Annotated in this window: 21 protein-coding genes; 13 read left to right on the top strand and 8 right to left on the bottom strand. The window is 53.2% G+C overall.

All coding sequences use genetic code 11. The features are described from left to right. Positions 1-48: 48 nt before the first annotated feature. A complete protein-coding gene (locus ACFFK0_RS27755) occupies positions 49-273 on the bottom strand; it encodes an alpha/beta-type small acid-soluble spore protein (RefSeq protein WP_377474131.1) in 225 nt (74 codons plus the stop codon). Positions 274-403: 130 nt separating this feature from the next. Between ACFFK0_RS27755 and nrdR the strand changes: the two genes are divergently transcribed. After that, positions 404-883, top strand: a complete 480-nt coding sequence (nrdR, locus tag ACFFK0_RS27750; RefSeq protein ID WP_377474129.1) for a transcriptional regulator NrdR — start codon at positions 404-406, stop codon at positions 881-883. A gap of 3 nt (positions 884-886) precedes the next feature. On the opposite strand, the gene ACFFK0_RS27745 is transcribed toward nrdR, so the two are convergent. Then, complete coding sequence (locus tag ACFFK0_RS27745; protein WP_377474127.1) at positions 887-1,333, bottom strand: hypothetical protein; 447 nt, start codon at positions 1,331-1,333, stop codon at positions 887-889. Positions 1,334-1,421: 88 nt separating this feature from the next. Next, positions 1,422-1,964, bottom strand: coding sequence for a TetR/AcrR family transcriptional regulator (locus ACFFK0_RS27740; RefSeq protein ID WP_377474125.1), 543 nt, complete (start codon positions 1,962-1,964; stop codon positions 1,422-1,424). Between the two features lie 150 nt (positions 1,965-2,114). Between ACFFK0_RS27740 and ACFFK0_RS27735 the strand changes: the two genes are divergently transcribed. Continuing rightward, entirely contained in the window at positions 2,115-2,714 is a 600-nt protein-coding gene (locus ACFFK0_RS27735) for a hypothetical protein (RefSeq protein WP_377474123.1), read from the top strand. A 61-nt stretch (positions 2,715-2,775) separates the two neighbouring features. Here ACFFK0_RS27735 and ACFFK0_RS27730 read toward each other — a convergent pair whose 3' ends face one another. Then, complete coding sequence (locus ACFFK0_RS27730; protein ID WP_377474121.1) at positions 2,776-4,851, bottom strand: beta-galactosidase; 2,076 nt, start codon at positions 4,849-4,851, stop codon at positions 2,776-2,778. Positions 4,852-4,995: 144 nt separating this feature from the next. Here ACFFK0_RS27730 and ACFFK0_RS27725 point away from each other — a divergent pair, with 144 nt between their 5' ends. Beyond that, complete coding sequence (locus tag ACFFK0_RS27725) at positions 4,996-5,832, top strand: AraC family transcriptional regulator (RefSeq protein WP_377474119.1); 837 nt, start codon at positions 4,996-4,998, stop codon at positions 5,830-5,832. A gap of 125 nt (positions 5,833-5,957) precedes the next feature. Next, positions 5,958-7,919, top strand: a complete 1,962-nt coding sequence (locus tag ACFFK0_RS27720; protein ID WP_377474117.1) for a stalk domain-containing protein — start codon at positions 5,958-5,960, stop codon at positions 7,917-7,919. A gap of 114 nt (positions 7,920-8,033) precedes the next feature. On the opposite strand, the gene ACFFK0_RS27715 is transcribed toward ACFFK0_RS27720, so the two are convergent. After that, positions 8,034-9,800 carry a right-handed parallel beta-helix repeat-containing protein gene (locus ACFFK0_RS27715; RefSeq protein ID WP_377474115.1) on the bottom strand — a complete coding sequence of 589 codons (1,767 nt, stop codon included), beginning with the start codon at positions 9,798-9,800 and terminating at the stop codon, positions 8,034-8,036. Positions 9,801-9,920: 120 nt separating this feature from the next. Then, the gene (locus ACFFK0_RS27710) at positions 9,921-10,694 is read right to left on the bottom strand and encodes an alpha/beta fold hydrolase (protein ID WP_377474113.1); all 774 of its coding nucleotides are present in this window, start codon (positions 10,692-10,694) and stop codon (positions 9,921-9,923) included. Positions 10,695-10,890: 196 nt separating this feature from the next. On the opposite strand from ACFFK0_RS27710, the gene ACFFK0_RS27705 reads away from it, so the two are divergent. The 9 genes from ACFFK0_RS27705 (at position 10,891) to ACFFK0_RS27665 (ending at position 20,371) form a co-directional block, all read left to right on the top strand. Next, complete coding sequence (locus ACFFK0_RS27705) at positions 10,891-11,595, top strand: GntR family transcriptional regulator (RefSeq protein WP_377474111.1); 705 nt, start codon at positions 10,891-10,893, stop codon at positions 11,593-11,595. Positions 11,596-11,609: 14 nt separating this feature from the next. Beyond that, positions 11,610-12,695: a mannonate dehydratase gene (gene uxuA, locus ACFFK0_RS27700; protein ID WP_377474109.1), complete on the top strand. Its 1,086-nt coding sequence runs from the start codon at positions 11,610-11,612 to the stop codon at positions 12,693-12,695. Then, a complete protein-coding gene (locus tag ACFFK0_RS27695; RefSeq protein ID WP_377474107.1) occupies positions 12,692-13,540 on the top strand; it encodes an SDR family oxidoreductase in 849 nt (282 codons plus the stop codon). Before uxuA ends, ACFFK0_RS27695 begins: the two co-directional genes overlap by 4 nt. A gap of 110 nt (positions 13,541-13,650) precedes the next feature. Beyond that, complete coding sequence (locus ACFFK0_RS27690) at positions 13,651-14,325, top strand: DUF2306 domain-containing protein (RefSeq protein WP_377474105.1); 675 nt, start codon at positions 13,651-13,653, stop codon at positions 14,323-14,325. A gap of 195 nt (positions 14,326-14,520) precedes the next feature. Beyond that, the gene (locus ACFFK0_RS27685) at positions 14,521-16,317 is read left to right on the top strand and encodes a sensor histidine kinase (RefSeq protein ID WP_377474103.1); all 1,797 of its coding nucleotides are present in this window, start codon (positions 14,521-14,523) and stop codon (positions 16,315-16,317) included. Continuing rightward, entirely contained in the window at positions 16,283-17,080 is a 798-nt protein-coding gene (locus ACFFK0_RS27680) for a response regulator transcription factor (RefSeq protein WP_377474100.1), read from the top strand. Before ACFFK0_RS27685 ends, ACFFK0_RS27680 begins: the two co-directional genes overlap by 35 nt. 101 nt (positions 17,081-17,181) lie before the next feature. Beyond that, entirely contained in the window at positions 17,182-18,522 is a 1,341-nt protein-coding gene (locus ACFFK0_RS27675) for an extracellular solute-binding protein (RefSeq protein ID WP_377474097.1), read from the top strand. A 90-nt stretch (positions 18,523-18,612) separates the two neighbouring features. Continuing rightward, on the top strand, positions 18,613-19,494 hold the full coding sequence (locus tag ACFFK0_RS27670) for a carbohydrate ABC transporter permease (protein ID WP_377474095.1): 882 nt from the start codon (positions 18,613-18,615) through the stop codon (positions 19,492-19,494). A 19-nt stretch (positions 19,495-19,513) separates the two neighbouring features. Continuing rightward, positions 19,514-20,371 (top strand): carbohydrate ABC transporter permease, encoded by an 858-nt coding sequence (locus tag ACFFK0_RS27665; RefSeq protein ID WP_377474093.1) that lies wholly within the window; start codon positions 19,514-19,516, stop codon positions 20,369-20,371. A 76-nt stretch (positions 20,372-20,447) separates the two neighbouring features. Here the strand turns inward: ACFFK0_RS27665 and ACFFK0_RS27660 are convergent, their stop codons facing one another. After that, entirely contained in the window at positions 20,448-20,573 is a 126-nt protein-coding gene (locus ACFFK0_RS27660; RefSeq protein WP_377474090.1) for a DUF6254 family protein, read from the bottom strand. Positions 20,574-20,643: 70 nt separating this feature from the next. Beyond that, on the bottom strand, positions 20,644-22,593 hold the full coding sequence (locus tag ACFFK0_RS27655; RefSeq protein WP_377474088.1) for a sensor histidine kinase: 1,950 nt from the start codon (positions 22,591-22,593) through the stop codon (positions 20,644-20,646). Positions 22,594-22,951: the final 358 nt, after the last annotated feature.

Below are 22,951 nucleotides of genomic sequence, written 5' to 3'. Positions count from 1 at the left end.
ATGCTTCCCTCTCTAGATCATGAAGACGATGCTAATCGCGATTCGCTATTAACGGGATTGACCCGCCAACGTTTGCTCAGCGATTTGCACCAAGCGACGAGTGATATGACCACCGATGGCACCAGTATCGCGAGTAGCCATGTAACCATAGTAACCGTCTTGCGGCACTTGGATACCCAGCTCTTGCGCTACCTCGTATTTCAGTTGATCCAACGCTTGGCCTGCTTGCGGCACAACCAGTACGTTGCTGCTACGAGATTGTCCTGCACCCATGTCTGTTCACCTCCTTGTCGTTGGTAAACCTATTATGTCTCGGTTTCCCGGAAGACATGACAAGCAAGATATGGGAAAAATGCGTCGTCCGCTTCCTCAACTTCTGTATATAAAGGAGGCTTGTCCTTCAATGAAATGTCCGTTCTGCGATCATACCAGCACAAAGGTGCTCGACTCCCGTTCCGCCAACGAAAATAAATCGATCCGCCGCCGCCGGGAATGCGAAAGCTGCTCCAAACGCTTTACGACTTTTGAAATGGTCGAGGAGACGCCCCTTATTGTGATCAAGAAGGACGGCAGCCGCGAAGAATTTAACCGGGAAAAGGTGCTGCGCGGTTTGATCCGGGCATGCGAGAAGCGCCCCGTTTCGATGGAGCGCCTCGAAATGATCGTATCTGAAGTGGAGCTTCAGCTGCGGAACACGGCACGTACGGAAGTGGACAGCCGGGAAATCGGCGAGCTCGTCATGGAGCAGCTGTACCCCGTCGACGAGGTCGCATATATCCGGTTCGCCTCCGTATACCGTCAGTTCAAAGACATCAGCATGTTCCTGAAGGAGCTGAATCAGCTGATCGGCAAGCATGAAATCGAACCTTTTCGCAAAAGCTAATCCCTAACTGGACGTTGAAGGGAAGAAAGCGAACGACTTCATAACGAGCGGCGCTTGCGCAACCATCGCTTTCAGCAGTTTGATTTGCCGTCCGTAGCGCTGATAGTCATAATCCTGCTTATCGGAGCGAAGGAAAGCGTCCGGAAGCTCCTCGGGGAGAATATATGCATACGTGCGTCCTTCATGTTCCCCAAGGTATACAAGTGGAGAATCGGCGTATGCATGATGCCATTCTGCGGTATTGAACGGCGTTATGATCAAGGTGACGATCGGATCGTAGACACGGCCGCGGTAACGGAAACGGAACGAGATCGTGGTTTCGGGCTCATCGCTGCAAGTCGTTTTGTCGACAACCGTATACGAATCCCACCAGCGGGGGAACGTGATGGAGAACGAATATGCGACGTTGCGGTATTTGATCGGCTTGAAGAGAAGCGGTTTGGTTGGCATTGAATCCACCTGCCTTCCAGTATTTTGTATTATCGTATGCTGGCGGAAGCGGAACGCAACGGAAATGGGCGATGGCCCGGTGCGATATTCAGGTGTTGGACAGCCCGTAGAAAAATAACCGCAGCATCGGTTCCGCTTGGGAAGGGTCCACCCCTTGTCGGAATTCGCGCAAGTACATGTTCAAATACCGCTGCACGAGCTCATCGGCAAATTCCATCGGAATATATCCTTCCGTTCTCCCCTTCGCAATCAGCTTCATGAAAAATTGCCTCAACTTCTCCTCGCTGCGGTTCCCCAGCAAATGCTGTACGTCTCGCAGGTCTTCTAACAAAAACTTCAATTGGCCGGCTTCGGCCAGCATGACAGCCTTCAGCTTCTCCGGATACGCAAGAGACGATTCCAAAATTTCTTCATACTTCGCCAGCTGCTTGTCCATCCAATCCTCGAGCATCTCCGCGAACATTTGCTCTTTCGTCCCGAAGTAATTAAATACCGTTGCCGGCGACACATGCGCTGCGGCCGCGATTTCGTTGACGCTTACTTTGGAATAGCCGTATTTCTGAAGCAGCGAGCATGCAGCTGCAAAAATCTGCTCGGTCTTTTTTTGTTTTCTTCGTTCAAAGCCGTTCATTGCGAATCCCTCCATAGCAGCATTTTATCTAAAGTATTAGAGCGTATCAACATATTGACGCTAAAACTATGGAATAAACGAAGTTGTTTTGTTGTATTTATGTAGTGATGAAGCGTAACGACTACATAAAAAAACAAAGGAGCGGGGCTAATGAAGCATGTTCAACTCCCAACGTTACTTCATGACGTATTCGGTAAAGAGCAAAGGCCGGCTGTGATTCTCCTCATCGTGCTGTTCGGAGCCATCGTGGCAGGAGCTTTATTTTTCATGTTCCCCGCTACGTTTGAGGGTATTGCGGTGTGGCGAAGGGTGTTGGCTTTCCTGCTTATCTTCGACATTTGTTCCGGCAGCGTGGCCAATTTCACCGCTTCGACCAGCAATTATTATGCCGAGCGTCCGCACAAGCGGCTGGTGTTCATCGCCGTCCACGTGCACCTTCCGCTGGTCGCCCTGCTGCTCGGGATACATAGTTGGACTTCTATCGTCGTATGGTTATATACGGCTGCCGGTGCTTACGTTGTGAATGCGCAAAGCGGAGAACGGCAAGTGTTCGTTTCCGGGCTGCTGCTTGCTGCAGGCATCGGATGGGTGCCCGTGCTCTATGCTGCCGAACCCGTCATGCTGGTCGCCGGCTTGCTGTTTATGTTGAAGGTATTGTTCAGCTTTAGCGTAGATCACTATCGCCTTGCGAGGAACAACGGGGGTATTGCGTCCGGGGCTGCGGTTACGAACGATGATAGACAAGCTTGAACGATCAAAAGAACAACCCGGCAGCTATGCCGGGTTGTTTCGGTTCTTGCAGGAAATAACGTTATCGGCGAGCGCTGCTGGCGCGCTTCAATACGCGCACGCCGTGAACCGGCAGCTCTACGGTGACGCCGTTCAGCTGTTCGCCGGTTAGCATATCCGTATATTCCGGATGGTCGAGCTCGATTCGCTGCGAAGACCCGCTAAAATTCATCACGAACACATAGTCGCTGCTGCCGTCCGAACGGGCTTGAGCGCTTACGCCGGCAGGGAGCGCCGACTCCAAAGCGCGTTCGATGCCCAGCTCGGCGAGCAGGCGTCCGTAATAGTCGCGGTGGAAAGGGGGCTTCAATCGCGTAGCGATATAATACGCTTTCCCCTTGCCCAAGGAATTTACCGTCAGAGCCGGGCGACCCGCATAGAAGTCGTCCCGGTATACGCCCAATACTTCCGCTGTCTCGGTATGAACCAGCTCCGCCAACTCGTAGGCATCGTACTCGCCCTGCAAGCCGAGCAGGTTGCCGGCTGCCGGTACGAGGCCATTCTGATCCGTATCGTGCAAGCCGTCGATTTCCTCCGCCCAAATCCCCAGCGTCTTGCGCAGAGGACCCGGGAAGCCGCCGAGGTGGCACAGGTCGTTCTCATCGACGATGCCCGACCAATACGTAACGACAAGCGTGCCGCCGTCCGCAACGAACCTTTCCAGGCGCTCCCCGGTTTCCGCGCGGCACAAGTACAGCATCGGCGCGACGATAAGCGAATAACGGCTGAAGTCGTCTTCCGATCCGATGACATCGATCGCTACGTTATGCTCCCATAACGCCTTATAGTGCTCCAGCACCGTCTCCTCGTAGTGGATCCCCTTATTACGCGGTCCCTGCGAATCTTTCACGGCCCAGCGGTTGTCCCAGTCGTAGAGCAAAGCGACCTTGGCTGCCGTTCCCGTTCCGGCTACTTCTTGCAGTCGGATTAACGCATCGCCGACCTCGGTCACGTCGCCGAATACGCGCGTGTGCTCGTGACCGGCATGGTCGACGACGGCGCCGTGCAGCTTCTCGCTGGAGCCGCGGCTCTTGCGCCACTGGAAATATTGGACCGTATCCGAGCCGTGAGCGACGGCTTGCAGCGATGAAAGCAGATGCATGCCCGGCCGCTTCAGCTTGCTGATCGGCTGCCAGTTGGTCGCGGACGGCGTGCTTTCCATCAGCATGAACGGCTTGCCGAGCAGCGAGCGGTACAGGTCGTGATTAAACGCTGTCCAGACCGCCGTGTCCATGTCGTTGTCCTTCTTGTGCCAGGTCGGATACGAATCCCAGGAGACGACGTCCAGGTATGGAGCGAATTTGCGGTAATCCAGCCCTTCAAACATATACATGAAATTCGTCGTAATCGGCAGTTCCGGGTTCAGATCCCGCACGCAGTCGGCTTCATGCCGGTAGAAATCGACGGTTTGATCGGACACGAACCGCTTCCAATCGAGGTTGTGCGCGTGAACGGCATGCTCCCCGTGCGGAGCGGGCGATTCGATCTGGCTCCAGTCCGTGTACGTGTGGGACCAGAAGGCTGTCCACCAAGCCCGGTTCAGAGCCTCGAGCGTACCGTATTTCTTTTGCAGCCACGTCCGGAACGCATCCTGGCAAAGCGGGCAATGGCAGTCGCCGCCGTACTCGTTGGAGATATGCCAGCCGACGACCGCCGGGTGATGGGCATAACGCTCCGCCAGCTTGCGGTTCATGATAGCCGTCTTCTCCCGGTATGCCGGGGAGGTGTAGCAGTGATTGTGGCGGGCGCCGAACAAATTGCGAACCCGGTTCGCGCCGACACGCAGCACTTCGGGATATTTGGCGGCCATCCAAGCCGGGCGGGCTCCGCTCGGCGTAGCAAGCCAAGCGTAAATGCCGTTCGCAGCGAAGCGGTCCAGCACGTTATCCAGCCACTCGAAACGGAAGCTGCCCTCTTCAGGCTCCAAGGCTGCCCAGGCAAAAATGCCTACAGCCATCACGTTGCAATTGGCCAGCTTCATCAGCCGGATATCTTCCTCGAGCACCTGCGGATCATGCTGCCACTGGTCGGGGTTATAGTCCGCGCCGTGCATGAATACCGGTAATTTGGCGCTGATCGGGGCATGACGGTTTGCCATATGTTTCTCTCCTCGTATCGTAATTTTCATATTGGGAAATACATGGTGTTTGCTTTATACTGAATTATAATAAGATATCGTGGTTTCGCCTAGAAGCCGATATTCGTATTTATTTCATAATTTTCATATGGTGAGGGCAGGCGGATGGGAGATCAACGGTTTGGTTTTCTCACTTTGACAGAGATCGAAAGGCAGCTCCCCGTTTACATGTCCGGGGCAGGCTATTGGTCGAGCCAAGAGGAGATCGTTCGGCCGAACGGGTATCCGTTGTACCAATGGCTGTATTGTGTAGATGGGGAAGGCGAGCTATGGGTAAGAGGAGAGCGAAGCGAAGTGAAGCCCGGCTTCGGTATTTTTTTATCTCCGCACGAGCCGCACGAATATAGGGCGACGACAGAGCCATGGGAAATCTATTGGCTGAATTTCGAAGGCGTGCAGGCGGAGTCGATGGCGCGAACGGCGGGATTGGCCAGAAGCGGCGTGTACCGTCTCGCCGGCAGCGATGCCGTCATGCTGAACCATATGCAAAGCGCCGTCTCGCTGGTCCTTTCGGGCAATCCGCTGGCGGGGCTGGAATGCTCCAAGCTCGTGTACGCTCTGCTGCTCGATATTATGAAGGGCATGGCCGACCCGCACGCTTCTTTGGAGATGAGCTTCCGGCGGCTGCAGCCGGTGTTTGACTATATGGAGCGGCATTATGCCCGGCGGGTTACGCTCCAGGAGCTGGCGGATACGGTAGGGGTGAGCGGACAGCACCTTTGCATGCTTTTCCGGAAAATTGTCGACGCGAGACCGATGGAATACTTGAACAAGCTTCGCATCCGCAAGAGCAAGGAGCAGCTGCTCGCGTTCCCGCAGGACCGGATCGGCGAGGTCGCCCGCAAGGCGGGCTTTGAGACGGTCGGCTATTTCTGCGTACTGTTTAAACAGATGGAAGGAGTAAGTCCCGATACGTTCCGCAAGCTGAATGGAGTCCGGTAACGAATTCATGCCAGTACGCTGAACGGGAGGAGTGCTGTCCTGCATTGCCGAATTACTTGGGAGAACACGAATGGATGGTCAGCACAGTCCAAAAGTCAGTCAAGAAGTCAAGGGGGAGAACGTAGATGAGATACGGAAAGAGCCGGGGAAGATGGCGGCGGATGGGCGCCGTCGCAGCATTGTCGCTGGCCTTGACGCTTCCGGCAGGCGGCGTCGCATACGGATTCGATTACGATCCGTTCTATTGGAGCGAGTTTAAGAAAGCGGAGGATGCCGCAGCGGCAGGCAATCCTGCAGGCGCTGTTTCCAGCTGGCAATATATGCTGGGGAAGAGCGTGGAGGTATCCGATTGGAATAGTGCAGCCTTGTTCGCCATGAGATTGGGGACTTACTTCGACTCGGTTAAAAAATATGAAGAGGCGATTCGGTACTATGAAGCAGAGAATCAATATTGGCTGAACCTGGGGCTGAATTGGGGAGCCGTGCATATGGCCCGGGCTGAGGAAATACGGACGACGCTTGAGCTGTATGTGTCGACGACAGACGAGGCGGTCATCCGCAACATGTCGGCATCCTCGAGCGGCGGGCTTGCGAAATTCGAGCCGGAATCGGGCACGTATATCGGCATTTACTCCGAGAAGGACCCCGGTATGGAGAACTACTTCAACAGGTCGCAGGACATCTACGGGAAAAATCACGCCATCTATCTGGCCTATGCGCACATGAGCGCTTTCCCGCAGGGACATGCCGATCGGGCGAAGGAAGCCGGGGGTGCGCTGCAAATTGCGCTCGAGCCGATTGAGGGACTCGGTGCGGTGCAGGACGGACCCGGGCTGCGCGAATGGGCGAGAGCGGCGAAGGCGGCCGGCATACCGATCTTCTTGCGGTTTGCAGGCGAGATGAACGGAAGCTGGGTAACCTGGCACGGGGACACGGCGACATACATCGAGAAGTTCCGGCTGGTCGCGAAGGTAATGAAGGAGGAAGCGCCTAACGTGGCGATGGTGTGGAGTCCTAACGATACGCCACGGGACACGATGTCGGCTTATTACCCGGGAGACGAATATGTCGATTGGGTGGGTGTCAGCTTGTACACGGGGCCCTACGATAACGGCGATCCGGCCAAGCCGACTCTCGGCTCGAGCCCGGTGGAGAAGCTTGACGAGGTGTACAGGCTGTATGCCGGCCGCAAGCCGATTATGATCAGCGAGGGGGCGATCACCCATACGTCCAACGCCGACGGCAGGTCGTTCACCGATTGGGCGGTGGCGAATCTGGACCGCATGTATGAAGTGATGCCGAAGAAATATCCCCGCCTGAAAGCCATTACGTATTTCAATCAAGATCAGGGCCAGTATCAGCCATCGTCCCGGAGCAATTATTTGCTTCGGGACAACGAAGCGATGATGAGCTCCTATAAGGAGATTATTAGCGATCCGTTTTATTTGACCAAGGTAGAGACGGGAGCGAAGCCGGCCCAGCCGGTCGGATATGTGAAAGCGGATCAGTCGGCTTCCTTTGTGAAAAAGGTGCGTATCGTACCGTACGTGAAAATTCCGGATGTTCAGATCGGCAAGGTGGAGTATTTGTTGAACGGAGCGGTCGTGCGCACGCAGGAGAGCGCCCCGTTCCATATCGAGCTCGGAGCGGATGAGGTCGGGGTCGACGCCGATTTCCGGGTTCGGGTCTATAACGAGGCGAACGAACGGATCGTTGAGAAGCCGATCAGGCTGTCCTCGGACGTCAGCGTCAATATTGACGGCACCGATTACCGGTTCGAGCAGCCGCCCCTCATAGTGGACGGCAGCACGCTCGCTCCGCTGCGTTCGATCTTTGAAGCGCTGGGCGCGACGGTCGAATGGGATGCGGATACGATGACCGCAACCGGCAAGAAGGGCGATACGACCGTCACGCTCAAGCTGGGTGAAAGCGTCGCGACGCGCAACGGCCGGACGGTCGAGCTGTCGCAGCCGGCCCAGCTGATTAACGGCAGGACAATGGCTCCGGCCCGCTTCGTGGGGGAAGCGTTCGGTGGGCAAGTAACGTGGGACGGCACGTCCCGTACCGTGATCATCAGGACGAAGTAACCCTGAAGGAAGGAAACCATACAAAAAAAGCCGTTTTCCGTAACCGGAGAACGGCTTCTATTGCTATTTATTCATCGCCCTGCTCCACGTCCCGGAAGAGCTTTTCTCTGCCAGCTAAACCTTATTTCCCATTGCATCTCGCCAAGTATATGAAGAAGCATCCCACCAAATTAATTTTTTAATTGTCAAATCGAGGAACTGCACGCCATTATATCTGCCATCGCTCAAGCCGGTCGGGCGGCTGGATGTCGGTCCCTTCGGAATGCTTAATGAGATTTGATGTTGGCGTTGTCCGCCATCAGCAGCAAAGAAATCCGTAACGCTGTTCATATCGTAGAAATTGGGATTTGCCCCGCTAATGGTTTTACCGTTTGAAGATTGTATTACATTATCTTTGATAATATTGCCGGATTTACCAAGTTCAATGAAAACGGCCCAGTAATTTCCGTTGTAATTTATTTGATTATCTTTGAAAATGGCATTATTGCCTCTAATCCAAGATGACTGGCTTGAATTGATTTTATTGCCAATTGCAATTGCATTGTCATAGAGAGTTAGAGCTCTGCCTCCATCAGATGATTTACCGTCAATAAGAATATTTCCAATTGCAATAGCACCGGCGCCTAATTCTATGCCTCTATAATAATTTTCAACCGTGTTTCCGATTACCTGTACATTGCCGGTCACATTAATCCCTACATGTATCGAACTATTTGTATTAACGTAATTTCCAGTAACTAGTGCCTTGTCTACATGAACTGTGCCGGCGATAACATAAATTGCAGAGGTTAGCGTATCACGCATTAAATTGATAATATGGTTTTGCGATATCACCAGTTCAAGGTTAGGGATACTGCTTGAATTCACAGACGTTTTATTATAAAACTCGATGGCAGAAGTGCTCCTGATATCTTTAACGCGATTATGTGTAATATGGCAGATCTGAACTCCGCACAGACTAATACCGTAACCAGTACCGTTAATGGTATTATTATGGATTTGCAAATTTACCGTACCGCTCTCCCCGCTCTCATTATTGCACGTTATCCCTCCTCCGACTATAGGGATGGAAGGATTGGCGGCTCCTCCTGTGAACGTTGAGTAGCTTGCGTCGTCTTTCTTACAAGGATCATGGATATAATTTTCCGATATGTAGATATTTTCTACACCTTTTAACAAAATCCCGTCTCCCAAATGCCTGTAAATCTCGTTCCCGCTTATTTTCACAAAATTGCAATTGGATCGAACCACAATAGGCTCTTGGCTTAGATCATGTAATTTATTGTTTTCTATATTAATATTGACGGAAGTGCCGTTAATTGCAATGGCGTCGGTAAATTTCGAAATTTCATTGTTTGTAAAAAAAATGTCGGTTATGTTTCGAATCTGAAAAGCCGATGCAGTTCCTAAATATGGGGATTGCGTGGTTCTGGTAACCACTAAATTATCTACATGAAGTTTGGAAGAATTTTGAATATTTAGTCCTTCGTCTGCAACCTCAAGAATCGATTTATTACCCAAAATGGTAACTGATTTATTCAAAATATAGGCAAGGAACCCCGAAGCATTTGTTTTATAATGGCCATAAGGAAAATATAGAATGTCACCATCTTTTAGAGCGGAAAATGCTCTCTTGATTGCGGGCGTATCGTCGGTAACGCCATCGCCAACAGCACCATAATCTTTAACATTAATATTAAATGTTGATGAAAGAGCCAATGGTTTGGATGCTGCGTATACAGTTTCCGAGACTGTAGATTCCGCTGCGGTAGCACTTTCCAGCTGGTCAAAAAGAAGTTGTTTCGTCGCGATCCCAATTCCCGCTGCTGCGCCAATTCCTGCCAGAAATTTCCTTCTGCTTACAACCCTTGAGTCTCCCATTCCTATCCTCCATTTAGACTTTTTATTTTAATGCTACCATCTGCAAATCTATTATCCATGCGTCGAAAGTGGTATTTATCTGTAATAAATCATTATGTATTTATGTCGATTTGTATCCTTTTATGTAGATGCCGAGAGCGTTCCTTTGAGAAATATGGATTGATGCTTCATCAGAAAATTCTCGTAGATTTTCCCAAATAGTCCAGGTCGAAATAAGTTGGCGGCATGGCCTGCTTTTGGTATTTCAATATACGTTAAGTTGCGTATCACTTCATCCATATCATAGAGGCACGATTTATAAAGCGTATCATGTTTGCCCATGACCCAAAGAACAGGATGTACAAGAGTCTTTAGCTGAGCTTTCAAATCGTGCTGCAATCGAAAACGCAGCGCTTCTTTAATAATTTGCGGGTGAATCTCCAAGCCTAATTTGTAATAAATTTGTTCAGATAGTGTTGAGAATGGATTTAGAAAGTGGCCAGGAAAAATAGCAGACGAGTATCTTTTCAGCCAATCGTTATATTCCATCTCATGAACCAGGCGATAGTACTCCTCAAGCGTTTCGAATAACGGAGAAGTGTTGTTATAATGTCCGCCAATAAAGCAAAGGGTCTGTACTTTATCCGAATAATGGGCTGCAAAATAAGTAGAGATGTAGCATCCGACGCTTAGCGAGCATAAATGCGCTTTTTCCAAATGATGCTGTTCATACACGCAGAGCAGCTGCTCGGTCAAAGCTTCCAACGTAAACGCGGCGTCTTGTCCTTTTTGTTCCCCATGCCCTAAGAGATCATAAGTAATGCAATGAAATTTTGGTTTCAGGTGCGAGACATCATGCTTAAACGCTCTTTGATTGCCCATCAATCCATGAATAAAAATAATGGTTTCCGGCATGGTTCAGCTCCGTAATTTCTAGTAAATTTTCTATATTTTCATTATATCGTTTTTTTCATGGACAGTGGCCCGAAGGTTCTTAATTTTGTGTAAATGGGATCTGTGAGCAGTTCCTTTTTCATATTTGACTTGTATACAAGTATTCAAGTAAAGTGGGTGTATGGAAAATCTTTCACCGCAGTTGGAGGGAGTAAGCATGACGACGTTTCCGCCGCTGCAGACGCAGAGGCAGCGCATATCGCTTGGCGATCAAGTGTACGAGGCGATCCGCGATCGGATCGTAACGCTAACGCTGCCGCCCGGGACGATGATTTACGAGAACGAATTGGCCGAAATGCTTCAGGTCAGCCGTACGCCGATCCGCGAGGCGATCCGGTCGCTTGTGAACGAGCAGCTCCTGGAGGTGCTCCCGCAGCGGGGAACGCGTATTGCACCGATCTCCGAGCGTAAAGTGCACGATACCCGCTTCGTGCGCGAGCATCTGGAGCTGGGGGCGTTCCGGCTGGCGGCCCGGCTGTGGGATGCCGAGCGGCACCGGAGCGTGAAGGCCAAGCTGGAGGAGCTGCTGCAGCGCCAGGAAGCGGCTGCCGTTGCAGGGGATATCGCGCAGTTTCTGAATGTGGACGAAGCGTTCCACCATGCGATTCTGCAAGTGGCCGGCAACGAAACGCTGCTGCAGGTCGTCGGCCATATGCGGGCGCATTTGAACCGGTTCCGGTACTTGGCGCTTCAAGAGCTGCAGCAATTGGAGCGCATTACGGCGGAGCACCGGCTGCTGGCGGAAGCGATCGAGCTCGGCGACGAGGCGCTGGCCGCCGATCGGCTGGGCGCCCATCTGGGCAAGCTGGCTCAGGATTTGACGGTCGTGCGGCGGAAATATCCGGATTATTTTACCGATTAGGGGGCTAGTTCACTGTGAGAATGGTGTTTCGCTGGTACGGCGAAGGGAACGATACCGTAAGTCTGGAGCAGATAAAGCAAATTCCGGGCGTAGAAGGGATCGTGTGGGCGCTGCACGATGTTCCGGCCGGCGAAGAGTGGCCGATGGACAAGATTATGGCTTATAAGGAGCTGGCCGACCGGTATAGTCTGCATCTGGAAGTCGTGGAAAGCGTCAACGTGCACGAAGACATCAAGCTGGGACTGCCGAGCCGGGACCGTTACATCCATAACTACCAGCGGACGATCGAGAAGCTGGCAACCGTCGGCGTGAAGACGATTTGCTATAACTTCATGCCGGTGTTCGACTGGATCCGCACCGATCTGTACAAAGCGCTTCCGGACGGATCGACGGCGATGTTTTACGAGAAGGCGAAGGTCGACTCCATGGATCCGCAAGAGCTCGTTGCAGCGATCGCCGCTAACCCGGATTTCTCGATGCCGGGCTGGGAGCCGGAGCGGCTGCGCCGTCTGGCGCCGCTGTTCGAAGCGTACAAGGGTGTTACGACGGAGCAGCTTTGGGAGAATCTGCGCTATTTTCTCGAACACATTATTCCCGTTGCGGAGAGCAGCGACATTAAGATGGCGATTCATCCGGACGATCCGCCGTGGCCGGTGTTCGGACTGCCCCGCTTAATGACGAGCCAGGCGAATTTGCGCCGCTTGCTGTCGCTTGTAGACAGCCCGTACAACGGGATTACACTGTGCAGCGGCTCGCTCGGGGCGAACCCGGACAACGATATCGTATCCATGGTTCATGAATTTGCAGGCCGTATTCCTTTTGCGCATATCCGTAATGTGAAGGTGTATGACAACGGCGATTTCATTGAAACGTCGCACCGAACCGAAGACGGTACGGTCGATATTGCCGGTATCGTCCGGGCTTACAGCGAAACCGGATTCACCGGATACGTCAGACCGGATCACGGCCGCCACATCTGGGGCGAGCATTGTCGTCCCGGCTACGGACTGTACGATCGGGCGCTTGGCATTATGTATTTGTGGGGCGCTTGGGATGCCGCTCAGCGTGAACGGCGCGAACGAAAGGAGAAGTCGAAATGATTCCCGTACATCCAGGACTGCAAGGCAAGGTAGCCGTCATTACCGGCGGCAGCGGGGTGCTGTGCTCCGCTATGGCGAAAGAGCTCGGAAGGCAAGGCATGAAGATTGCGGTGCTGAACCGTACGGCAGAGAAGGGCGAGCTGGTGGCGGAGGCGATACGTGCGGCGGGCGGAACGGCGATTGCGGTTGCCTGCAACGTGCTCGATACGGAAAATGTGAAAGCGGCGGCGGAGATCGTGACGGAGAAGCTCGGACCATGCGATCTGCTGATTAACGGCGCCGGAGGCAACCACCCGAAGGGCAGCACGACGAACGAAACGCTTCGTCCGGAGCATTTGCCCGATCCTGAAGTGACGACGTTTTTCGATTTGACGGAGGAAGGGTTCAGCTACGTTTTCGATTTGAATTTTCTCGGGACGCTTATCCCTACGCAAGTGTTCGCCAAGCAGATGATGAATAAGCCTGGAGCCTCGGTCATCAACCTGTCGTCCATGAGCGCGCCGAGCCCGATGACGAAGGTGCCGGCCTACAGTGCGGCGAAAGCGGCGATCAACAATTTTACCCAGTGGCTGGCGGTCCATATGGCCGATGTCGGCATCCGCGTCAACGCGATCGCGCCGGGCTTTTTCCTCACCGAGCAAAATCGCAGGCTGCTGACTCACGAAGACGGTACGTTAACGGAACGCTCGCACAAAATTATGACCCACACCCCGATGCGCCGCTTCGGGCAGCCGGAAGATTTGCTCGGCACGCTCGTATGGCTGGCGGACGATTCGATGTCCGGCTTCGTCACGGGGATTACGGTACCGGTGGACGGCGGCTTCATGGCTTATTCCGGCGTATAGCTGACTGCACTCGACGAGCGATTGGAACAACGTTGTTGACTGATGGAACGCACACTACTAGAATGGGGTAGTAAGATGTTCCAGTCTGGCATACAGCGAGGGATCGACGGATGGCGATGTTGTTCGATACGTTTCGATGGATTCATATTTTTTGCGGGTTTTTGGCATTGTGCATTTTTTGGATACCGATTGTGACAAAGAAGGGCGGACGCACTCATAGCCGGGTCGGATGGGTATACGTTACGGCGATGGCGGCCGTGTCGGTAAGCGCGCTGTTCATGGGGATATACCGTCTTACGTGGGATGCAGGACCCGATGTGGATGCGATACCGTTCTCGTGGTTCCTGATCAATATCGCCATTCTTAGCGCTGCGACGGCATGGTACGGCATTCGCGTGCTGCGCTTCAAGCGAAGAAAGGAGACCCACCGGGGCCCGGCGGAGCTTCTGTTCGCTCTGCTGCTGCTCGGCTCGAGCATCGCCGTATCGGTGTACGGCTGGACGATCGGGTTTGCGCTGCTGCAATATTTTCCGATTGTCGGCATGTTCTTGGGCGGCTCCCAGCTGGTGTATTGGCTGACGGTGCCGAAGAATAAGGCCCACTGGGCGGTTGAGCATATCGTCGGCATGTTATCGTGCTGTATTGCGACCGTGACGGCGTTTACGGTGTTCGGGGCGCCAAGACTTTTGCATATCGAAAGCGTCAGCCTGTTCGTGTGGCTGCTGCCGACTATCGTCATGGTCCCGCTGATTATCGGGTTCACGAGAAAATATCAGCGCACATAAATTCATCGCTCGGGCTAGGCCGTTCCGTTTGGGAGCGGTCTATTTGCTTTAGGAGCCGCGAAATTCGCCGGGCGGCAGGCCTGACCTCAATGCCTTCCACAATCGGGCAATTGAAATTCCATAGTGACAAATAGTCCATATCACCTATAATGAATGTACTGAACGGCCTAACATGGAATAGGGGAGCGGTATCGGATGTGGAGCAGATTGGCTCAATGGAACACGCTGCGCAATCAAATATTGTTCGGCTTCGTGACGGTTATGCTGGTCGTGCTGGTATGCGCCGGTATCGTCACCTTTATTGCGGTGTCCAATTTGCTGACGGATAAAGCGGAGAAGCAAATGAAGCAGACGGCCATACAAGCGAACGGCAGATTGGAGGCGTTGATCAGCCAAATCGATACCTTGACGACGCAGGCTGTGAACGATATGAATGTACAGCATCTGCTGCAAACGATCGTCGAAGGCCGGAAGGAAACGTTCGAAGAGCGTCAGGCGCTGCTGCAATTCGCGAACAGCATACAAGGCTACTCGGACAGCGTCAGCAGTGTCGAGCTGTATACGAGCGATTACCGGCGGCTGTTTCCGCTCGATGAGCAGCCCTTGTCCGAGCGGCTGAGCCAGCCATGGATCGAACGGGCGGATGCGGAGAAGGGCAAGCTGGTCTGGATCGGCGTGGATCCGAATGGAAGCGATTCCGTACTCGCGATTCGACGGGTAAATTTGGTCGATCGCTGGTTTTCCGGCGGAGGCTACCTGCTCATCAGAATGAAGAGCGCTTACTTTAATTTACAGGCACCGCTCTCGGGAGGAGGCCAGCAAGAGTCGATTCTGCTCGTGGATCAGGCGGCGCAGCCGATCGTTGTGGACGGCGCGTTCCTGCCGGATTTGGAGAAGCTGCAGCGTGCCGAATCGCAAACCGTGACATGGAAGGACCAGCATTATGTCCTTGTACGGGAAACGTCCGAGCGGACCGGATGGACGCTGATGATCTTATATCCCGTCAATGCCATTACCGAAGGAATCTCCGTGCTGCGCTCCGCGGTTTTGGCTTCCGGCGCATTAGGGCTCATTTTGTTCCTTGTGCTGTCCTTCGTGCTGTCCACGATGATTACGAGACCGATTCTGCGTCTGATGAAGGCGATGAGAAACACGCGCCAGGGCGTGCTGACTCCAAGCACGGTCGTGTCTTATACGAGCGAGCTTAACGATTTGAACATGACCTACAATCATATGGTTGAGGACATCAACCGCTTGATCAAGCTCGTCTACGAGGAAGAATTACTGCGGAGCCGGGCTGAGCTGCAAGCGCTGCAAGCGCAAATCAATCCTCATTTTCTGTACAATACATTGGAGGCGCTAAACTGGTCTTTACAGGAGCGGGATCAAGAGGATTTGGCGGAACTGGTCGTCGGCATGTCCGAGCTGTTTCGCTACGTGATCGGAAGTCCGGGGAAAGATGCCTGGGTGACGATCGGCGAGGAGCTGGAGCATGTCGAGACCTATTTGCGCATTATGAGCGTACGATGCGGCGAAAGACTCGAATGGTCGCTGGAATGTCCGGATCCGTTCCGTTTCGTACGAATGCCCCGGCTGTTGATCCAGCCTCTCGTTGAGAATGCGATATTGCACGGCGTGGAAGGAAAGACCGGGCAAGGACGCATCGATATCCGCATTGAGGCGGCACCGGACGATGACCGTCTGCTGTGCGTTTCGGTGCGCGATGACGGACCCGGTATGGAAGCGAGCCGGCTGCAAGCCGTCAAAGAATCCATCCTGCTGGGAACAACTTCGTCCGCAAGAGGGAATGGGATGGGGCTGTCGAACGTTCATCGCCGGCTGCAATTATATTACTCCGCAAGCGCACCTGCATGTTCCGGATTAGTGATGGAAAGTACACCGGGACTGGGCGTCACTGTCAGCTTTATGATTCCGAAGGATGAAGAGGAGAATGGGTATGCCGCAGCAGCAAAAAGCTATACTGATCGTTGACGACGAGCCGTTGACCCGCAACGGGATCAATCGGACGCTGGAGGCGTGGTCGGCGGGCAAATATCGAATCTTGTGTGCGGATAACGGAATCGAAGCGCTCCGCATGTTGAAAACGCAGCTTATCCACGTGCTTATTACCGATATACGAATGCCGGAAATGACCGGCCTGCAGATGGTCGAGACGCTGCAAGCCGGGGGGCATAAGCCGGTCGTGATCGTCATTTCCGGCCATCCGGATTTCCAGTACGCTCAGACGGCAATCCAGCTTGGCGTCGTCAATTATTTGCTGAAGCCGATCAACAAGCGCAAGCTGCTTGAGGCAGTGGAGCAAGCTTTGCGGCTCGAAGAAGGACGCGAGCGGATGGAGGCGCTGGAGAAAATCGCCGATCACAAGCTGCTTCACGCCATGGCGGACGATCAGCGGTACAGCGATCCGGTCAAGCAAGCCGTCCGCTACATTGAGGAGCATCTGCAGGAGCAGCTCGGTCTCAGCGAGGTGGCGGCGCAGGTGCATCTGAACCCGAGCTATTTCAGCGCTTTATTCAAGGAGCAGATGGGACTGACCTTCAGTGAATTTACGACACGCAGCAGGCTGCAGCGCGCCAAGGAGCTGCTGCTCCAAACGAGATTGCCGATTACCGATATTGCCGAGAAGGTCGGCTATCAGACGTCGAAATATTTCATCAAGCTGTTCAAGGATTACGAAGGGAAAAGTCCGAGCCAGTATCGCAAGGAAATGTATACGGACGATCAAGAAATCTAAAAATTGTGGTGTTTTCCCCAACGGCCGTAGCCTTCTGCAAGCAATCTGCAAGCGCTACAATAAAAGCGATTACAATACCAACATTTAGGGGGAATTGTTTAATGGCTGCAAAATGGATGGCAAAATCTCTCGTCTTATCGGCAGGTTTGGCGTCCGTCTTGGCAGGCTGCGGCGGCTCCGGAAGCGGCGGCACGAATGCCGGTCAAACTGCAAGCGGCGGCGGGAATCAGGCTGCCAAGAAAACGACGATCAAAATGATGCACCTCTGGCCGCAAGGCAGTTCGGCGACGCAATATAAAATTGTCAACGATATTATCAAGGAGTTTACAGCAGCGAATCCGAACGTAACCATCGAGCAAGAAGTGCTGGAGAACGAGCAATATAAGAATAAAATGAAAGTGCTTTCTACATCCAACGATCTTCCGGACGTAGGCTTTACGTGGGCGGCCGGCTATATGGAGCCCTATGTCAAGGGAGGCATGTTCGCTCCCGTGGACGACCTGCTTCAGGGCGACCTGAAGGATAAATTCGTCAAAGGCACAACGGACGCATTCGCCTTCAGCGGCAAAACGTATGCGCTTCCGGTCGAGCTGAACATCGTTCCGGTGTATTACAACAAAGCGATATTCGCAACCTATAATCTGCAGGTCCCGAAGACGTACGACGAATTTACACATGTCGTGAAAACGCTTAGCGCAAACAACGTGGCGGCCATCGCTCTCGGCAACAAGGACCGCTGGACCGGCTCGCTCTGGTATATGTACTTGGCGGACCGGATCGGCGGACCGGAAACGCTGAAGAAGGCCATCGACCGCTCCGGCTCCTTCGTCGATCCGAGCCTCACCCGCGCCGCACAGGAAGTACAGGGGCTCGTCGATGCAAACGCATTCAACAAAGGCTTCAACGGTTTGTCCAACGAGGAGGGCAAAGCCGAATTCATGAACGGCAAAGCGGCGATGTTTATGGCGGGAACGTGGGAGCTTCCGAACTACACGACGAATAAGAACGTTCCGCAATCGTTCAAGGATCAGGTCGGCTTCTTCAAATTCCCGACGTTCGACGGCGGCAAAGGCAACGTAGATAGCTGGGTCGGAGGCCCTGGAGTAGGCTTGTTCGTCTCCAATAACTCCAAAGTGAAAGAAGAAGCCAAGAAATTCGTCAACTTCTTCGTCCAGAAGTGGGGCGAGCATGCGATTACCGAAGCCGGCGTGATTCCGGCAACCAAAGTGGACACGTCGAAGGTACAGCTGCCGCAAATGTATATCGATCTGCTCAATGAGCTGAACAAAGCGAGCAATATCACGCTGTTTGCCGACGTACAGCTGAAGCCGGCGTCCGCTGACGTTCACCTGAACATGATTCAAGCGCTGTACGGCAAAGCCGTTACTCCGGACGATTTCGTTAAGAAGCATGAAGAAGCGCTCGCCAAAGAGAGCAAGTAATTCCGGATCGTTCCGATCAGAGAGAAAGGACATATCCTCTTGCAGCGGTATGTCCTTTTCTTTTGCCGGCAGGAGAGGAGAGAAGCATTCATGGAAAAAGCGATGTCGAATACATATATCATTGCACTTTACGTGTTGCCCTCGCTGGTTCTCATCTTGGCCCTAATCTATATGCCGCTTGTGCTGACCGGGTATTATGGGCTGATGAAATGGGATGGCGTCAGTCCGATGCAGTATATCGGGCTGGAGAATTACGGCAGCTTGGTTCGCGACGTCAAGTTTTGGGACAGCGTGCTCCATTCGTTCCTGCTGGCCGTGTTGTCCACGCTGAGCCTCGTCGTCTATTTGCTTATCGCTCTTGTGCTGTCCTCACAGATCCGGGGCGCCAATCTGTTCCGCAACATTTTTTTGATCCCGATGCTGCTGTCATCGGTCGCGATCGCACAATTATGGTTGAAAATGTTCCACCCCACAAACGGTGTGCTGAATCATTTGCTTTCGTCCGCCGGGATCAAGCAGACGCCGGAATGGCTGTCCGATCCGTCGATCGTGCTGTATGCGATCTTCATTCCCATTCTGTGGCAGTATGCGGGATTTTATATATTGATTTACTACGCGGCCTTGAAGAACGTGCCATCCTCACTAATAGAAGCGGCCAGGATCGACGGAGCCGGTCCATGGACAATCGCCTTTGCTATCCGTATTCCGCTGGCGGCCGAAGTGGTGAAAGTAACGATTGTGCTTGCGATCGTGGGCTCGCTGAAATATTTTGACTTGATCTATGTAATGACCGGCGGGGGACCGAACGGAGCCAGCGAAGTGATGGCGTCTTATATGTACCGTAAAGCGTTCAGCGGCTATGATTTCGGCTACGCGAGCGCGATCGGCTTCTTCCTGTTGTTAATTTGTCTTGTCATGACATGGTTCATCCGCAAATATACGGCCGCGAAAGATAGCGTTCAATATTCGTAAAGTAAGGGAGAACCGCTATATGAATACGTCATCGGCTCAAAGCGGGAAGCTTCACGGACAATTAGGCTACGGCCTGCTTTATATTATCTTGATTGCCGTTGCCGTCATACAGGTGCTTCCGCTGGTGTGGCTTCTGTTGTTTTCACTGAAAAACAATCAGGAAATTTTCAACCTGGCGCCCTTTGCGTTTCCGGAGCAGTTCCGTTGGGAAAATTACAGCAAGGTGTGGACGGCCGGCAATATTTCGCTCTATTTCTTCAACAGCGTTTGGATGACCGCTGCCGCCGTAGCGTTTACCGTGCTGCTCTCGAGCTTTGTGACTTTCGCGGTGACACGGATGCGCTGGAAGCTGCAGTCTGTAGTGCTAGGCATGTTTATGGTCGGACTGATGATTCCCGTGCATTCCACGCTGATACCCCTATTTCGTTTGTTCACGAAGCTGGGCCTGACGAATCATCCGCTGTCCGTCATTTTGTCGTATATTGCCTTCAATTTACCGGTTACGATGATGATTATGCTCGGTTTCTATTATTCGCTCCCTAGAGAAGTGGAAGAGGCCGCGATTATGGACGGGTGCAGCGTCAATCGTCTGTTCTTTAGCGTTACATTGCCGATGACGTCCTCAGTGGTATCGACTTCCGTCATTATTAACATGATCTACAATTGGAATGAGTTCATCTTCGTCAATACGTTCATCTCCTCGGACAAGTACAAGACGCTGACGGTCGGCATTCAAAACTTCATCGGCCAATATACGACGGACTGGGGGGCAATTGGCGCGACGCTGATGATCAGTATAATCCCGATTTTGATCGCGTTCATAGCCTTGAGCAACAGGATCGTCAAAGGGATCGCCGCAGGTTCGGTGAAAGGGTAGGGGCTCAATAAAACAAGCGGCAGTCGTGGACGTTTCTTTGCGTCCTGGTCTGCCGCTGTTTGTTTAGGGACCAGCCTTACTGATTATGATCCGCGTCGTATTCCTGCGATAGCTCGTGCAGCGATTTGATTTTTCCATGCGGATGCTGCTGCTGCTTGCGGCTCTTCCATGCGGCTTCCTCGCGTCTCTTCTGATGGCTCATCGTCGTCGAAGCTCCTTCGCAATAGGATAATGGATGATGATGAGGTTAGTTTGCGACGTCAGTGCATTTCCTATCCAGCTGGAAACCGAACGCTGAGCAGATAGCCTCCCCCGTCGGGCGATTGCACCTCCAAAGCGCCGCCCAGCTGCCGTACACGGTCGTTCATGTTGGTTAAGCCGAAGCCGAACCCGGTGCCGGCAGGAGGCTTTCCGTCGTTCCACAGCTGAAGCGTAACGTCGCCGCCGTCGCGCTGCAGCCTATATCGGAAGCGCTTCGCTTCCCCGTGCCGGATTCCGTTCGTAAGCCCTTCTTGAAGCGCATGAAACAGCACCTTTTTTTGCAGCATAGAAAGCGGGGGCAGCTCATCGACCGTACCGCTTACTTCAATGCCCGCCGCGGCTTCCGTGCGGCCCGTCAGCTCCCGTATCGATTGCAGGAGGTCGAACTCGGCACCTCCCGACTGCATCATATGGACCGAATCGCGCATATCGGCAAGGCTGCGGCGAACGAGCTCCATCGACAGGTCCAGCCGTTCAAGCCCTTGCGGCTTTCCTTTGTGAATGAGCCGTTTGGCGGCTTCGATCTGGACGAGCGTCGTCGTCAGCGTATGGCCAACCACATCGTGGATGTCTCTGGCGATACGGTTTCGCTCCTCCAGCACGGACAGCTCCGCCATCGCTTCGGTACGCTCGCGGATCGACTGCTCCAGAAGGATGCTCGCCTCTTCCAGCTCCGCCGTACGTTCTCCGACCAACCGCTCCAGATCGAGAGTAAACAAACGATGCTCTTCGCGGATCCGGGAAAGGCGCGCCAGCAGCGCGTTTGCCAAAGATATGACGAAGAGCACGACGCCGAATCCGGCCGCGTTGTCGAACAAATAAAAGTAAGGGCTGAGCATTCCTCCCCAGTAGATTAAATTTTCTATGTGAAGTCCGACAATATGAACGACGGTAAAGAACACTGCCGACAGCATGCCCGTTATGACCCAGCCGGTTTCGATATCCGTTCCTTCCCTGAACTTTCTCCAGCAGTAATGGATGGAGAGAACGGCGACCAAAGCCAGCGTAGGCAGGAGACCTGTACGGTAAACCTCCATGGAGGTCCGGTGATCGTAGATAATGGCGACGGCCATACACACGGCAACAAACAGCAGGATCGCTAGAGCAAGCCGCCGGTACCAAACGCCGAGCGGGCTTCCCGGCGAGAATCGGTCGAGAAAGACGAGGAACGCGGCAACCGCCACAACGCCGGGCAGCTCGCCGAAATAAACGAGTACGTTCGAATGCGGCACCAGTTGAATCAGCTGCAGCCGGGCCAAATAAGCTAGGGCGGCGGAGAACGTAATAACGGCAAAAAGAAAAAACAGCGGGTCGCGTCCGGAACGCAAATACACGAAGGCCGAAACGATCCCGAGCGCTCCGAAAATAAGGACGTACGTAAGCGGTATTGCGCCGTAGCGGAGCATGTCGCCGATCAAAGCCGTGCTCTCGCCGATGCGAAATTCCCCGATCCACAAGCCGGGAAGCCTCGGCTGAATACGGATCAGCAGCGGCCGATCGCTAAGCCCGGCAGGCATTGCATACATCCGCCAGCTGAATGCCGGATGAGTAAAGCGCTCATACCTGATGTCGAAGCCGCCGATGCGGGAATCTCCTAAATACGCCTCGTAGTTCACGTGCCGCTGTACATACAAATACGGGTCTCGCCACGGCGTCTCCCGGTGCGGCAGCGTATACTTTATCCAAAATACGCCGAGGTACGATTTCGCTTCGTCGGTTTGCTGGAGCTCCTGCAGCGGCCGCCAGACGACGGCGGTCTCATCGTAGCTGCCGTCGGCCTTGCGCGGCAGGTCTCCCATGTAAGCGCTCCATGGCGCCAAGTAGTCCAGCTTCAGCAGCGGACGAACGCCTTCGACCGCGTTTCCTCCGCTTGGATTTCCGACTAAAAGCATCGTGACGAGCAAGAACAAACACGCCGAGATCAGAACAAATCCCACATATACTCGCTTTGATCGCTTCATTGCCGCCAACATCCCTATGATTTGTTATTCATATCATAACACGGTTCCATTACTGCTGGGAATCATGCGGCGGCGGGGATGCAGAAGCCCGCACCTGATGAGGAGCGGGCTTGATCAATACCGAATCGTGAATCCGGCGTTTGAAAAGACGATATTCGTGATTGACAAAAAATGGGGCAGCACTTATACTGTCAATAAATACATAGTAATCCAATCGGAATTATTTATGCCTGCCAATCGCTGGAGAGTCGTCTGTTTTTGCGACACGAAACTTATGGCGTTCAATGACAATCATTTATAGACTCTCGGAGTTAAGGGGGCTTTTGAGGCTGAAACAAGGCATACTTCCTGAAGAACG

Origin of the sequence: Paenibacillus chartarius, assembly GCF_042432825.1 — a bacterium.
GTDB lineage: Bacteria > Bacillota > Bacilli > Paenibacillales > NBRC-103111 > Gordoniibacillus > Gordoniibacillus chartarius.
The sequence above is the reverse complement of the archived record's forward strand: the minus strand, read 5'-3'. Positions and strand labels throughout refer to the sequence as shown.